This window comes from Streptomyces sp. NRRL F-4489 (assembly GCF_001509485.1).
Lineage (GTDB): Bacteria > Actinomycetota > Actinomycetes > Streptomycetales > Streptomycetaceae > Streptomyces.
Genome location: NZ_LLZI01000112.1, coordinates 18,548 through 32,693, shown reverse-complemented (window position 1 = coordinate 32,693; position 14,146 = coordinate 18,548). Strand labels below are relative to the sequence as shown.

Annotated in this window: 15 protein-coding genes; 4 read left to right on the top strand and 11 right to left on the bottom strand. The window is 72.6% G+C overall.

Features of this window, described 5'->3' with window-relative positions:
- Positions 1-25: 25 nt before the first annotated feature.
- The 3 genes from ADL22_RS10710 to ADL22_RS10700 all read left to right on the top strand — a co-directional run bounded on the left by ADL22_RS10710 (position 26) and on the right by ADL22_RS10700 (position 3,147).
- Positions 26-949, top strand: coding sequence for a LysR substrate-binding domain-containing protein (locus tag ADL22_RS10710; RefSeq protein WP_066976221.1), 924 nt, complete (start codon positions 26-28; stop codon positions 947-949).
- Positions 950-1,074: 125 nt separating this feature from the next.
- Positions 1,075-2,334: an MFS transporter gene (locus ADL22_RS10705; RefSeq protein WP_066976218.1), complete on the top strand. Its 1,260-nt coding sequence runs from the start codon at positions 1,075-1,077 to the stop codon at positions 2,332-2,334.
- Between the two features lie 108 nt (positions 2,335-2,442).
- The gene (locus tag ADL22_RS10700; protein WP_066976215.1) at positions 2,443-3,147 is read left to right on the top strand and encodes a class I SAM-dependent methyltransferase; all 705 of its coding nucleotides are present in this window, start codon (positions 2,443-2,445) and stop codon (positions 3,145-3,147) included.
- Positions 3,148-3,162: 15 nt separating this feature from the next.
- Here the strand turns inward: ADL22_RS10700 and ADL22_RS10695 are convergent, their stop codons facing one another.
- The 11 genes from ADL22_RS10695 to ADL22_RS10645 form a co-directional block, all read right to left on the bottom strand.
- Entirely contained in the window at positions 3,163-3,354 is a 192-nt protein-coding gene (locus ADL22_RS10695; RefSeq protein WP_066976213.1) for a hypothetical protein, read from the bottom strand.
- A 182-nt stretch (positions 3,355-3,536) separates the two neighbouring features.
- Positions 3,537-4,595 (bottom strand): PP2C family protein-serine/threonine phosphatase, encoded by a 1,059-nt coding sequence (locus ADL22_RS10690; RefSeq protein ID WP_234430636.1) that lies wholly within the window; start codon positions 4,593-4,595, stop codon positions 3,537-3,539.
- Between the two features lie 184 nt (positions 4,596-4,779).
- A complete protein-coding gene (trpS, locus tag ADL22_RS10685; protein WP_066976207.1) occupies positions 4,780-5,868 on the bottom strand; it encodes a tryptophan--tRNA ligase in 1,089 nt (362 codons plus the stop codon).
- A 283-nt stretch (positions 5,869-6,151) separates the two neighbouring features.
- Complete coding sequence (locus tag ADL22_RS36055; RefSeq protein ID WP_066976204.1) at positions 6,152-6,592, bottom strand: hypothetical protein; 441 nt, start codon at positions 6,590-6,592, stop codon at positions 6,152-6,154.
- 13 nt (positions 6,593-6,605) lie between these two features.
- Entirely contained in the window at positions 6,606-8,300 is a 1,695-nt protein-coding gene (gene ctaD / locus ADL22_RS10675; protein WP_420711553.1) for a cytochrome c oxidase subunit I, read from the bottom strand.
- Positions 8,301-8,523: 223 nt separating this feature from the next.
- The gene (locus ADL22_RS10670) at positions 8,524-9,255 is read right to left on the bottom strand and encodes a VC0807 family protein (RefSeq protein ID WP_234430635.1); all 732 of its coding nucleotides are present in this window, start codon (positions 9,253-9,255) and stop codon (positions 8,524-8,526) included.
- Positions 9,256-9,320: 65 nt separating this feature from the next.
- Positions 9,321-9,965 carry a TetR/AcrR family transcriptional regulator gene (locus ADL22_RS10665; protein ID WP_066976198.1) on the bottom strand — a complete coding sequence of 215 codons (645 nt, stop codon included), beginning with the start codon at positions 9,963-9,965 and terminating at the stop codon, positions 9,321-9,323.
- A gap of 100 nt (positions 9,966-10,065) precedes the next feature.
- On the bottom strand, positions 10,066-11,835 hold the full coding sequence (locus ADL22_RS10660; protein ID WP_079064010.1) for a SulP family inorganic anion transporter: 1,770 nt from the start codon (positions 11,833-11,835) through the stop codon (positions 10,066-10,068).
- Positions 11,836-12,216: 381 nt separating this feature from the next.
- The gene (locus tag ADL22_RS10655; RefSeq protein WP_234430634.1) at positions 12,217-12,465 is read right to left on the bottom strand and encodes a DUF2180 family protein; all 249 of its coding nucleotides are present in this window, start codon (positions 12,463-12,465) and stop codon (positions 12,217-12,219) included.
- Positions 12,462-12,797 carry a DUF3040 domain-containing protein gene (locus tag ADL22_RS10650; protein WP_066976195.1) on the bottom strand — a complete coding sequence of 112 codons (336 nt, stop codon included), beginning with the start codon at positions 12,795-12,797 and terminating at the stop codon, positions 12,462-12,464. Before ADL22_RS10650 ends, ADL22_RS10655 begins: the two co-directional genes overlap by 4 nt.
- A gap of 73 nt (positions 12,798-12,870) precedes the next feature.
- Positions 12,871-13,341, bottom strand: a complete 471-nt coding sequence (locus tag ADL22_RS10645; protein WP_066976193.1) for an SPW repeat protein — start codon at positions 13,339-13,341, stop codon at positions 12,871-12,873.
- Between the two features lie 150 nt (positions 13,342-13,491).
- On the opposite strand from ADL22_RS10645, the gene ADL22_RS10640 reads away from it, so the two are divergent.
- A complete protein-coding gene (locus ADL22_RS10640; protein ID WP_066976190.1) occupies positions 13,492-14,037 on the top strand; it encodes a MarR family winged helix-turn-helix transcriptional regulator in 546 nt (181 codons plus the stop codon).
- Positions 14,038-14,146: the final 109 nt, after the last annotated feature.

Sequence of the window (14,146 nt, the reverse complement as noted above, 5' to 3'; positions counted from 1 at the left end):
CTGGTCCGGCCCGAGGAAGGACCCGATGAACCCCGACGATCTGCTCAACGGCCGCCTCAAACTGCGCCACCTCGTCCTGCTCACCGCCCTCGCCGACCACGGCAGCCTGCTGCGCGCGGCGGAGCATCTGCACGTCACCCAGCCCGCCCTGACCCGCACCCTGCGCGAACTGGAGACCCTGCTCGGCGTCGAACTCTTCGAACGCGGCCCGCGCGGGATGACACCCACGGTCTACGGCCGCGCCTTCGCCGCCCACGCCCGCCGGGTCCTGGCCGAACTCCGCCAGGCGGGCCGGCACCTGGCCGAACTCGCCGACGGGCAGGTGGGCACGGTCACCGTCGGCGCGCACCTGGCCGGTACCAATGTGCTGCTGCCCCGGGCGATCGCCGCGCTGAAGGCGGAACGGCCCCGGGTCACGGTCGTCGTCCGCGAGGCGACCCCGGACCTCCTGGAGGCCGAACTCCTCGCCGGGGATGTCGACTTCACCCTCGGCCGGCTGCTTCCCTCACCGGACACCCGCGTCACCCAGCACACCCTGTGCCGCGAGTCCATCCGGCTCGTCACCCGCGCCGGCCACCCCGCCCACACCCTCGGCGACCCCGCCCTCGAAGACCTCCTGGCCTACCCGTGGGTCGTCCCCGTCCCGCAGACCGCGCTGCGGCACGAGCTGGAGGAGGCCCTGTGGCGCCGCGGCCTGTCCCTGCCCGAGGACCGCGTCGAGTGCACCTCGATCCTCACCCTGCGCACCCTGCTGCTGGAGACCGACATGGTCGCGGCCCTGCCCGAGCTGGTGGCCCGCGGGGACGACCGGCTCGCGATGCTGCCGACCGCCCTGGAGATGATGGGCCAGACCGTCGGCGTGACCCTGCCCGCGGACCGCCCGCTCACCCTGACCGCCCGGTTGCTGCTGCGCCACCTGCGCGCGGCGGCCGCGGACATCCGGCCCTGAACGGCTCTCACAACGACCCGTTGTGATGTCCCGCCCTGCCGGTTGTTTGCCCCGGCGGCCCGCGACTCGGTTGGATGCCGTGGTCAGGGTGCGGTCGTCCGGATCGGTTGCGGGGGCGTGAGGGTATGAAGGACACATGGGTGCCGGGGCGGCGTTTCCGCTGGCTGTGGGCCGCGTACGCGGTCAGCGCGTACGGCACCGGCTTCGGATTCGGCGCGTTTCCGCTGATCGCGGTGCTGGTGCTGCACTGCGGGCCGGCCCAGGTCGCGGTGCTGGCCGCCGCCGGCCGGGCGGTGGGAGCGGTCCTCGCGGTGCCGCTCGGGCCATGGGTGGAGTTCCACCGCAAACGGCCGGTCATGGTGGCGATGGACCTGCTCCGGTGCGCCGCGATGCTCAGCGTCCCCGCCGCCTACGCCCTCGGCCGGCTCGGCTTCGTACAACTTCTGGTCGTATCCGTCCTCGTCGCCGCGGCCGATATCGCCTTCAAGGCGGCCAGCGGCGCGTATCTGAAGGCGCTGGTGCCGCCGGCCGGCCTGCTCGTCGCCAACAGCCGCTTCGAGGCCACGACCTGGACCGCGACGGTGGTCGGCCCACCCCTCGGCGGCGCCGCGATCGGTCTCTTCGGCCCGGTGGCGACCGTACTCGCCGACGCGATCAGCTACCTCCTCTCCGCGCTCGGCATCCGCGCCATCGGCGGCCACGAGCCCCGCCCCGCGCGGGCCGGCACGGCGCGGCTGCGGCCGGCCGACCTGCTGGAAGGCTGGCGTCACATCCTCCACCACCCCGGCCTGCGCCCCCTGTTCCTCAACGGAATCGTCGTCAACGGCCTGATCATGGCCTCCGAACCGCTGCTCGTCGTCCTCATGACGGGCCGCCTCGGCTTCGCCCCCTGGCAGTACACCCTCGCGTTCGCGGCCCCCTGCGTCGGCGGCCTCATCGGCTCCCGCCTCGCCCGGCCGCTCGCGGCCCGCTACGGGCACCGGCGGATGCTGCTCCTCAGCGGGGTGCTGCGTGCCTGCTGGTCCCTCGGACTGGCCTTCGTCGGGCCCGGCGTCCCCGGGCTCGTCCTCGTCATGCTCGTCCAGTTCGGCCTGGTGACCAGCTGCGGCCTGTTCAACCCCCTGCTGGCCACCTACCGGCTCGACCACACCGCCCCCGACCGGGTCGCCCGCACCCTGTCCGCCTGGTCGGTCAGCAGCAGCGCCGCCATCGCGGCCCTGACCGCCCTGTGGGGCCTGCTGGCCGCCTTGACCGACCCCCGGACCGCTCTCGCGCTCGCCGGTGTCCTCCTGCTGGCCACGCCGCTGCTGCTGCCGCGCAGCCGGAAGGGGCTCCCGGCCGGACCCGAGACGGCGGGAGCCCGAGAGGCCCTCGATCCCGCCTGACAAGGTGCCTGTGCCTGGCCCGCGGCGGACCGGAGAAGTTGCCGCCACCTGCCCGAACGGCCGAGAATCGGGCGGTTCCTGAGCGACAACGAGAGTGAGAGCACCCCCTTGCACGCGCCTGGCCCCTACCCCACCGGCGACCGGGAATCCCGGTCCGACGCACCCGCCGAGTCCCATGCGGCCGCCGGTTCCCACGGGCCCGCCGAATCCCGCACGGCCGCCGAACCCGACGCGGCCACCCGGTCCGTCGCCGTCTACACCGACCACGCCGACGACTACGCCGCCCACCACGCGCCCAAGATGGCCGACCAGGCCGAACGGTTCGCCGCCGCCCTGCCCGCCGGCTCGCTGATCCTCGACGCCGGCTGCGGCCCCGGGCGCGACCTCGCGCGCTTCACCGCCCGCGGCCACCGCGCCCGGGGCATCGACCTCAACCCGGTGTTCGTCGCCATGGCGGGCGCCCACGCGCCCACGACCCGGTGCGACCTGCGCGAGGCCGGCGCCCATTTCCCGGCCGGGACGTTCGACGGCATCTGGGCCTGCGCGTCACTGGTACACCTCGGCGAGCCGGACACCGTGGACGTACTGGCCCAGTTCGCCGGCCTGCTGCGCCCCGGCGGCAAGCTGTACGCCTGCGTCAAGTCCGCCGGCCGCACCGGCTGGCTCGACGAACCCGACGGCCGCCGCTGGTACACGGTCTGGGACGCCGACGCGTTCGCCGCCGCCGTCACCGCCGCCGGCTTCCGGGTGGACGAGGTCGGCCGCGGGGTCTTCACCGAGGTGTGGGCCACCCGAGGCGCCGACGGCGGCTGACGCCCTAGGGCCCGCCTACCGCAGCCAGGGATTCGTCCGCGGGGCCGCCGCCGCGGACGGGCGTTTGGCGGGGGAGAGGTGCAGGGCCGCCACGGCGCTGGTGAGCCGGGCGGCCCGGGCCGCGTGGAACGGCGCCGCCTTCTCCTTCTCGCTCCCGGCCGTACCGCCGACCGCGCTGTCCTCCGGCGTGCTGCCGTGTTCCGCCATCGCTCCCGAACCTTTCTGACGACCGTTTTCGCCAGCCATATGGTGCAGTGCTCTCCGGTACGGTGACCTGGAAATCGGCTAAGTTCCCACCGAAGGGTTGCGCGAGGGGCGGCGTCAGGGGGCGCGCGGCGGGTCCGCGCACGGCGTCAACGGGGTGCCTCCGGGCCGTTCACCGGCGGCGTTCACCGGCCGGGGCCGCTCCGCGTAACGGCCAGCACGGCCATATCGTCATCGCGCGGACCACCCGTCCAGCGTTCGACATCGCGTACGAGGGCGGCGACGACCTCCGCCGGCTCCCCGAAGGGACCCCGGCCGCCGAGCCGGACGGCCGGGTCGTAGAAGGCCCCGGTGCGGTCCCGGGCCTCGGTCACCCCATCGGTCACCAGCAGCAGCGTGCTGCCGGGCGGCAGCGGCCGGCTCTCGGGCCCCGCCTGCGGCGCGCCGAGCCCGCTCATCCCGAGCGGCAGACCGGGCTCGTCCGGATCCAGCGCCGCGACGGCCGTGCCGTGGAGGAGATACGGGGACGGGTGCCCGCAGTTCAGCAACCGCACCTCCGCCCCGTCCGGCGGGATCTCACCGAGCAGCGCCGTGACGAACCCCTCCATCCGCACCTCCTCTTCCCGCGACGCGGCTTCCTTGAGCAGCGCGCGCTCCAACGTCCCCGCCAGCACCGCCAGGTCGGGTGCCTGGTCCGCCTCCACCCGGAACGTGCCGAGCAGCACCGCCACCGCGCCGACCGCGCCCATCCCCTTCCCCCGCACGTCCGCGATCAGCAGCCTCGTCCCGAACGGGGTCTCCTGCACCGCGTACGCGTCACCGCCGATCAACGCCTCGATCTGGGCGGCCTTGTAGACCGCGGCGACGGCCAGCGGACCCACCCGCGCCGGCGGCTGCGGCACCACCGCCCGCTGGGCCGCCTCGGCGACCGAACGCACCCGCTCCAGACGGCGGCCGTGCCGGGCCACCACCCGGTTCACCCCGATGGCGATCAGCGCGGTGAACGCCAGGTTGGCCAGTTCGATGCTCGTCGCGGCGGCATTGCGGAGGTAGCCGCCCGCGTACAGCAGCGCCGTCTCGACCAGGACGATGGCCGCCCCGGCCGCGATCGTGTGCCACAGCGGCAGCAGCGCCCCGGCCACCGTCACGGCGGAGACCAGCAGGTAGTCGCCCCAGTACGCACGCGGGGACAGGGCGTTCCAGAGCGCCCCGGCCAGGATCATGGCGGCCGGCAGGAACGACACGTACCGGGGCCATCTCGTCGCGGAAGAGCCCATCAGTACCCCGCTCCCGCCTTTCCGGATTCCGCTGTTCCCGGCCACTCCGGCCAAACGCTGACGAACACGGATCGTAGGTGCCAGGCACAGCGCACCGCCCACGGCACGCGCATCGCCGAGCCAGGCACTCGCGAATTGCCGTCGAAAGCGGCTAAGTGCGGCTGTTCATGGCGGTGCGCACCTCGGTGAGCGTGGCATCGGCCACGGCCGCCGCCCGTGCGTTGCCCTCGCGCAGTACCTGCCGGAGGTAGCCGCGGTCCCGGGCGTACGCGCTGCGGCGGGCTCTGAGGGGGGCCAGGAACTCGTTGACCGCCTCGGTCACGGTCCGTTTCAGCGCGGCGGCTCCGGCGGAGCCGATGTCGTCGGCGATCTGCTGCGGAGTGCGGTCCAGGCAGAGCGCGGCCAGCAGGAGGAGGGAGGCGACCTCGGGACGGTTGGCCGGGTCGTAGGTGATGCGGCGCTCGGAGTCGGTCCTGGCCCCCTTGATCAGCCGGGCGGTCTCGTCGGCAGTGGCCGCCAGGGCGATGGCGTTGCCCCGGCTCTTGCTCATCTTCGTACCGTCCGTGCCGAGCAGGAGGGGCGCGCTCGACAGCAGGGCGTCGGGCTGGGGGAAGACGGCGTCGCCGTCGCCGTAGCGGTCGTTGAAGCGGCGGGCGAGGGTGCGGGTGACTTCCAGATGGGGCAGCTGGTCCTGGCCGACCGGCACCAGGTTGGCCTTGCAGAAGAGGATGTCGGCTGCCTGGTGGACCGGGTACGTGAACATCAGCCCGCTCACCGCCGACTGGCGGGAGTGCGCGATCTCGTCCTTGACCGTGGGGTTGCGGCTGAGCTCGGCGACGGAGATGAGGCTGAGGAACGGCAGCATCAGCTGGTTGAGGGCGGGTACGGCGCTGTGCGTGAAGATCGTGCTGCGGGCCGGGTCCACGCCGCTCGCCAGGTGGTCCAGGACCAGTTCCTCGACGTGCCCGGCCAGGTTGTCCGCGACCTCGCGGTCGGTCAGGACCTGGTAGTCCGCGATGAGTACGAACATCTCCACGCCGAGGTCCTGGAGCCGTACGCGGTTGTGCAGCGTGCCGAAGTAGTGGCCGAGGTGCAGGCGGCCGGTGGGCCGGTCCCCGGTCAGCACCCGGAACCGCCCGGGGTTCTGATGGATCAGCTCTTCCAGCACCGCGTTGCGGGCCTGCGCCGCGGATACCCCGAGAGCATCGGCGGAGGGAGGGGTGGGGATGGTGGTGTTCACGAGGTCTCCTGGTGGGTGTCGGACGCGCCGTACGGGCGACACGAGCCCCGGTCCAGGGAATGCGAAAGGGCCGTCCGTCCGAACGGCCCGGTCATGCGCGAGAGGCGGCCGCTCCTACGAGGAGCGCCACCAGCTCGGACACGATGACGTACGCACACGCATGGGCGCATCATAACGCCGGTTGGCGGGGGAGCGGAGGGAAAAGGAGGGGAGGGCAGATGGCCGCCCCGGTGACCGGCGGGCCGGCAAACCCTGTCCCTCGCACCCCCTTCCCCCCTCCCCCCTACCGGACGACCGCGCCCCCGACCAGCAGGAACACCGCGCCCGCGGCCACCGCGTACCCGGGGATGAACCACCGGAGGAAGACCCGGCTGGGCCGGGATGCCTGGGCGGCCGGGGGACGCAGACGCAGTGCGGCCCAGGCACGGTCGGTCGCGCGCCGCTCGTGGCCGCGCCGGACGCGGGCCAGCGCGGCGAGCAGCAGCGCGGCGGCCGCGCCGGTGAGCACGACGGCGCCGAGCGCGGTCCAGGGGACGGCCGCCAGCAGCAGCGGCGCGCACAGCGCGACGGTCGCCCAGGCGGTCAGGCAGGCGGCGGCCGCCAGGCGCCGGGACGCGGGGCGGTCCGCGCCCGCCCGGAGATCCACGACGGCCGGGAGGTACCAGACACAGCCCGAGGCGCACAGCGCGGTGGCCCCCAGGGCCAGAACGGCGGGAGACAGCACGGGCGTTCCTCCCTCAGCGGCCGGCCGCGGGACGGGCCGTTTCGAGGGCGTCCGCGGTGGGGTGGTGGAGGTCGAAGGCCGGCGATTCGCTGCGGATCCGGGGCAGCGCGACGAAGTTGTGGCGCGGCGGCGGGCAGGAGGTGGTCCACTCCAGGGAGCGGCCGTAGCCCCAGGGATCGTCGCAGCCGACCTCGGTGCCGTACTTGGCGGTCTTCCAGATGTTGTAGAAGAACGGCAGGAAGGACATGCCCAGGAGGAACGAGCCGATGGTGGACAGGGTGTTGAGGGCGGTGAAGCCGTCGGCGGCGAGGTAGTCGGCGTAGCGGCGGGGCATGCCCGCGGCGCCGAGCCAATGCTGGACGAGGAAGGTGAGGTTGAAGCCGACTGTCAGCGTCCAGAAGGTGATCTTGCCGAGGCGTTCGTCGAGCATCTTGCCGGTGAACTTCGGCCACCAGAAGTGGAAGCCGGCGAACATCGCGTAGACCACGGTCCCGAAGAGCGTGTAGTGGAAGTGCGCGACGACGAAGTACGAGTCGGTGACGTGGAAGTCCAGCGGCGGGGACGCCAGGATGATGCCGGTCAGACCGCCGAAGACGAAGGTGACCAGGAAGCCGATCGCCCACAGCATCGGCGTCTCGAAGGACAGCGAGCCCTTCCACATCGTGCCGATCCAGTTGAAGAACTTCACCCCGGTGGGCACCGCGATCAGGAACGTCATGAAGGAGAAGAACGGCAGCAGGACGCCGCCGGTGGCGTACATGTGGTGGGCCCAGACCGTCACGGACAGGCCGGCGATGGAGATGGTCGCGGCGATCAGCCCCATATAGCCGAACATCGGCTTGCGCGAGAAGACCGGAATGACCTCGGAGACGATGCCGAAGAACGGCAGGGCCAGGATGTAGACCTCGGGGTGGCCGAAGAACCAGAAGAGGTGCTGCCACAGCAGCGCGCCGCCGTTGGCCGCGTCGAAGATGTGGGAGCCGAACTTGCGGTCCATCTCCAGCGCGAACAGCGCGGCCGCGAAGACCGGGAAGACCATCAGGATCAGCACCGCGGTCAGCAGGACGTTCCAGGTGAAGATGGGCATCCGGAACATCGTCAGGCCGGGCGCGCGCATGCAGATGATGGTGGTGATGAAGTTGACCGCGCCCAGGATCGAGCCGAAGCCGGACATCGCCACACCCATGATCCACATGTCGGCGCCCACGCCGGGGGAGTGGACGGCGTCCGACAGCGGCGCGTACGCGAACCAGCCGAAGTCCGCGGCGCCCTGCGGGGTGAGGAAGCCGGCCGCGGCGATCAGCGAACCGAACAGGAACAGCCAGAAGGCCAGCATGTTCAGGCGCGGGAACGCCACGTCCGGGGCGCCGATCTGCAGGGGCATCATCCAGTTGGCGAAGCCGGTGAACAGCGGCATCGCGAAGAGGAGCAGCATCACCGAGCCGTGCATGGTGAATGCCTGGTTGAACTGCTCGTTGCTGAGGATCTGGTTCCCGGGACGGGCCAGTTCGGCGCGCATCAGCAGCGCCATCACACCGCCGATCAGGAAGAAGGCGAACGACGAGACGAGGTAGAGGGTGCCGATCTGCTTGTGGTCGGTGGTCGTCAGCCACTCCACCACCTTGCTCCGGCGCCGCGGCCGGCCCGGACCGGCCCGGCCGGGCGCCGGTTCCCTGACCGCCGTCTGCTGAACTTCCCAACCATCCACGGTGCTGTCGTCCTCCACCTTGAGAAAACGTGAACTGGACCGGGAAGGGGCCAGGGCCGGGAAGAACCATCGACACGGGGGAGACCCGGCCCTTCCCGGCCCCGCCATCGTCCGCCGGCGCCCACCACACACCCCAGGGCCGAACAGCCCCGCGACAGACCGCGACCGACCCTTTCGGCGCCGGGACGAACGGCCCCGCCGCACGTCCCGGGCCACGGCTCCGCTACAGCTTCAGGCCGTGCCGGGTGAGGTACCAGTTGTGCCAGGTGAGCAGGCCGCCCAGCAGCGCCAGCCAGAGCACCGTGCTGACGAGCGGGAAGGAGTCCACCGGGATCGTGTACGCCAGCACCACCCGCAGCAGCGCGTCGAGCAGGAAGACCCCGCCCCAGACCGCGCTCACCAGCCGGAGGTGGTGGCGGAACGCCGGCTCCGCGTCCCACTTCGCCTCCCAGGAGGCCAGTCCGGCCTCGCCCACCTTGGCGATGACGATGCCGCGCGAGGCCGTCATGATGAACGGGCGCCGGGTGAACAGGGTGCCGACGATCCACAGCCCGATCGCCGCGGTCAGCCAGCTGTCCCGGATCATCAGCACCCGCGGACTGCCCGTGACCAGGGTCAATACCGTGCCGACAACCACCAGGCTCAGCGTGAACACCGCCATCGCCTCCAGGCGCCGCTGCCGCACGATGCCGTAGACGATCCACGGCAGCAGCAGCGCCCCGCCGACGGCCATCGCCAGCCACTCACCGAGCCCGGCCGCGCGCAGCCCGTAGTACGAGCCGAGCGGCAGGGCGAGTTCGAAGACCAGCTGCGCGGCCAGGCGCCGGCGCAGCCGCGCGGTGCGCGCTCGCGCGGCCGCCGCGCCGGACTCGCCGGCGCCGGGCTCGCCGGCGCCGGGCTCGCCCGTATCGGACTTGCTCGGATCGGCCTGTGACGCTGCCTGCTGCGTTGCCATGATGGGTACCCCCGTGTTCGGTGTGGTCGTGGTGGGCTCGTAGCGGAGTACGTGCCGGTGGGCGGTCACGCGTTCCTGGTGGCGCGTTCGAACAGGTCGGCGAGTTCCCGGCCGGCGGCCCGTACGTCGAGCTCGGGATCGTGGGTGGCGCGGCGCACCACGTCGTCGATGGCGGCGCGGATCGCGCGCATCATCACCCAGGGGTCGAACTCCCGGAATTCACCGGCGCGTTGGGCCTTGCGGAGCTGCTCCACCTGGACGGCGAGGTGGGCCTCCGTGGTGTCGCGGAAGGCGACCATGCCTGGCTCGCCGCCCCGGAGGTTGCCGAGGATTTCGGTGATCGCCGCCAGGTGCTCGGGGTACTCCGCGAACAGGTCGAGGTTGCCCTCGATCGAGGCGCGCAGGCGGGCCGAGTAGCTCTCGTGGGCCTCGATACGGGGACGGAGGTAGCCCTCCGCGAGGCGCAGCACCTCGGTGACGACCTCGCGCATCAGGTCGTCCCGCCCGTCGAAGTGGTACGAGATCATCCCGGTGCTGCTCAGCCCGGCACGTTCCGCGATCTTGGCGAACGAGGCCCGGTGGTAACCGAGTTCGGCGATGACCTCGATCGCCGCGGCGACGATCTGCGCGCGCCGGCCCGTCTCCGTGAAGGACGGACCGGCCGGGCGGCGGCTCCCCGTTTGCTTGCCCGTGCTGTTTTTTGCTTGCATGAGCAAGACGGTAGTGGGGTTTGCTCGACTGAGCAAGAGGGGGGTGGCGGCTGGTCGCCGCGTAGGGAGTGAGGTGGGGTGGTGCGGGCGCGGTCGTCGGTCAGGGGAGCGGGCGGGTCGCGGGCTCGTCCTGGGGTGAGGGCGCGAGGGCGTGCAGGTGCGCGCGTGCCTGGGCGACCGCCTCGCTCGCCGTGGCGAACGGGGTGCCTGGCGGCGGCAGTTTGGCCAGCACGCCGAGAGCGCCGAGGTGGACCCGGTGGGCCTCGCAGACACCGGAGAGATGCACCACCGCATCGCGCCGCCGATGGTGGTCGATGACCTCGGCCAGCAGCAGGATCGCCGTGCTGTCGAGTCCGGTGACCCGGCTGAGGTCGAGCACCACCGCCCGGGCCGGCGAGGGCAGCATGACCGGGCCCAGTACCCGGTCGGCGGTGGTGAACAGCAGCGGCCCGGCGAGGTGGTGCACGGCGATCTGCGCCTCGGAAGAGGCGGGCGCCGGGGGAGTCCCCTCGGGGAGCGGGGTCCGCTGGGCGGGGACCCGTACGTGCTCCACCCGCGAGGTCGCGGTCAGGGTGCGCAGGGCCAGCGCCATCGCCAGGACCATGCCGGTGCACACCGCGGTCACCAGATCGACGGCCAGGGTGAGCGTCGCGGTGAGCGCGGCGATCGCCGCCTGGCCGCGCCCCACGCGGCTCAGCGCGCGCAGCGACCCGATGTCGATCATGCGGGTGGCGGTGGCGATGAGCACCCCGGCCAGCGCCGCCAGCGGGACGGCGGACGCCAGCGGGGCGGCGGCGAGGAGGACGACGGCCAGGGCCGCGGCGTTGGCCAGCGCGGCCAGCTGGGACACGGCTCCGGACCGTACGTTGAGGGCGGTACGGCACATGGTGCCGGTGGCGGCCACGCCCCCGAAGAACGGCACCGCCAGGTTGGCGACGCCCTGGCCGAACAGCACCCGCCGGCCGTCGTGCCGTTCGGTACCGCTCATCGCGTCGGCCGCCGCCGCGCCCATCAAGGATTCCAGGGCGATCAGCGCCGCGAGGGTCAGCGCGCCGGGTACCAGCCCGAACACCTCGGACGGCACCAGGAAGTCGGGGGAGGGTGCCGGCAGGCCCGTCCGCAGGTGGCCGATCCGGGGGAGCGGCAGCCGGGCGCACTCGGCGACGGCGGTGGCCGCGGCGACGGCCAGCAGCGGGAACGGGACGGCCGGACGCAGCCGGGGGCCGAGCAGGCTGATGGCCAGGGTCGCCAGGGCCACGGCGAGCGCGGGCCAGTCAGGGTCGCGGAGAAAGCCGCCGACCGCCCCGGCCGCCGCCGCGGCCACGGCTTCCCCGTGGGGAACCGTCCTGCCCAGCCCGGCCGGAATCTGCTGGGCGATGATCACCGCGGCGGCGCCGAGCACACAGCCCTTGACGACCGGCGCGGGCACCCACCGCAGATACCGGTCGGCGCCCGCCAGCGAGAACGCGAGGAGAACGGCCCCGGCCAGCAGCCCGGTCACGAGCACCGCCGACGTCCCGCGGGCTGCCGCGACCGGGGCCAGCACGACGGCGATGACCCCGCTCGGCCCGGTGATCTGCAGCCGCGCCCCGCCCAGTACGGCCGCCAGCCCGCCGGCCAGTACGGCGGTGATCAGCCCGGCGCGGGCGCCCAGCCCGGACGCCACTCCGAAGCCGAGGGAGAGCGGAAGGGCGGCGATCGCCACGGTCAGTCCGGCGAAGACGTCCTGGCGTGGTGCGCGGCGCAGCGCCGCGAGGTCGTCGCGGTCCGGTAGAAGCGGAAGCCGGGAGCGCGCGGCCGGCGTCGTTCGTCCAGGGTGCGCGGAACGGTCCGCCGGGACCTTCCGCGTTCGTCTCTCCCGGATGTCCATGCTCACTGCCACCCTTCTGCCGAAAGGCACACGAGAAGGTGCCACGGGGAGGGGGAGCAGCCGTCGCGCAGACGCCGCCTCGGTTGCCGACGGGGATACCGCATCGCGACGCGCGCGCCTGCGCGGCGGTGTGAAAACTGCCCGGAGCGGCGGGAACGCTTCGCCCCCGCCGCCACGCCACCCTCGATTCCCCCGTGGCCGAATGTCCCTTACGTTCGCGTATGGGGGCCAGTGCGGCAATCCAGAAACAGGGTTCGGGGCGTCATCCGCAAGGAGTTAAGCCGACCGTGCGGTGCACATTCGGCGGTTGGTGGGGGGAGAACGGCGACTGGCGACTGACGAGCGGTGAACGGTGGTTGGCGAACAGCGGCGGTGGTTTCGTCAGCGTGCGTGGTGGCCCTGGGCGTCGGCCGCGTAGGAGGGAACCAGAGCGGAGTGGCAGGTGAGGCAGACCAGCACCCGGGCCCGCCGGGACAGCGTGGACTGGCCCACGCCCGACAGCCGATGGCCGGGCTCCAGGCTCACATGGCAGTGCGCGAGGCACACCCCGACACCGCAGTGATGGCAGATCCCCACCGCGTCGACGGCCTCTTCGGCCCGCGCGCAGTCGAAGCACTTCACGACCCTCACCCGCCTCCGCTTCCTGCGGACTCGCGCCGACTCCCGTTGCGCAGGCGCGCCCTGAGCAGGAAGGGCGCTGCGGACAGCAGCACCATGGCTCCGGCCGCGCACAGCAGGATCACACTCCGGGCCGCACAGGCCGCCACCAGCAGGACCGCGCTCGCCGCCACCGCCGCGTAGGCAAGCGCCACCACCCGGCGGCGCGGCCCGAGAAGACGCCACCGGCGCCTCGGCCGGACCTCGCCGAACGTGCCCAGCAGGATGGCGAGTTCGGGATCGTCGGCCAGGAAGCACTGCTCGATTTCAGCGAGGATCCGCCGGTCACGCATGGGGAGAGTCATGGTCGCCTCCTCCCGGAGCCGCGCGCCCGCCGGACGTGCCGCGGCGCGCGGCTCCGGTCGCTCTCCGCCGCTTCTACGGGCTGGCCGACGGCCGGCGCAGCGTCGGCAGCGCCAGATAGGTGGCGGCGAGACCGAGGACCAGAGTCACGGCTCCGATCCACACGTTGTTCCAGATCATTCCGGCCGTCGCGCTGTGCCCGGCCGTCACGACCCACGGCGAGATGATCAACCACACACCGGCCACCGCGCAGGTCCAGCTCAGCTGGAACATCCGCTCCGGCGCGCGGGTCAGCCCGAGGCCGATCACGGCCAGCACCAGGCCGATGACGAGGTTGTTCACCATGAGTTCCGGACTCGACAGACGGAAGTGCACCACCCACGGCGAGATCGCCGTGTACATCCCGGTGAGGAGGACGAACCCGTCCAGCGCCGCCGCTTCGCGCCCGGAAGTCAGCCGCGCGTAGCGCTCCCGCATCTCGGGTACATCGGGGTGACTGGTGATGTCCGTCGTCTGATGCGACGGGCGGTGAGAGAGGTCCGACATTCGAATCGCTTCCTCTCAGATGCAGATCCTTCGAATGACCTCACCTACGCCACCATTGTACTCTGCAATAGTGAACCGTGAAGCTCGCGCGAGCGGGTAAAAGCCCGGGAGGACACCGGGGAACTGGCTGGGGAAGAGGCGGTGCTTCCCGTGGGACAGTACGCAGGCCGCGGCGGCGAGGCATGGGGCGCCCGAGCGGGGGACCTCCGTACGCGCGCCGGGGACGCCGACGCGGCCGGCGACGCCCAGGAAACCATCGAGCAAGTCACCGCCGCGCTGGAATCCGCGATACGGATCTTCGTGGGGATCTCCGCCCGCTCCCTGGCCGCGGTCGACCCCGCACCGACCCTGCCCCAGCTCCGCACCCTGGTCATGCTGCACAGCCAGGGGCCGGTGAAGCTGGCCGCACTGGCCGCATCATTGCAGGTCAGCCCGTCCACGGCACTGCGTATGATCGACAAGCTCCAGGCCACCGGCCTCGTGGACCGCAGGGTCAACCCCCGCAACCGCCGCGAGGTCGTCCTGCGCCTGACCGCGGCCGGCCGCCACCTGGTCGAAAGGGTGCTGGCCCGCCGGTACGAGGAGATCGGCACGATCGTCGCCCGCCTCCCCGCCGAGGAGCGCACCGGCCTGATCCGAGCCCTGCGGGCCCTGTCCCAGGCAGCGGACGCGACCCGTACGCGGCCTGCCGACTAGGCACGGAAGGAAGCCGTGCGGAGTCCCAGGCAGAGGAGGAGTGCCTGTCGGCGCGGCGACGCCGTGCGCCCCGCGCCGACAGGCACTGCTCACCGCCCGCCCGTCCAGG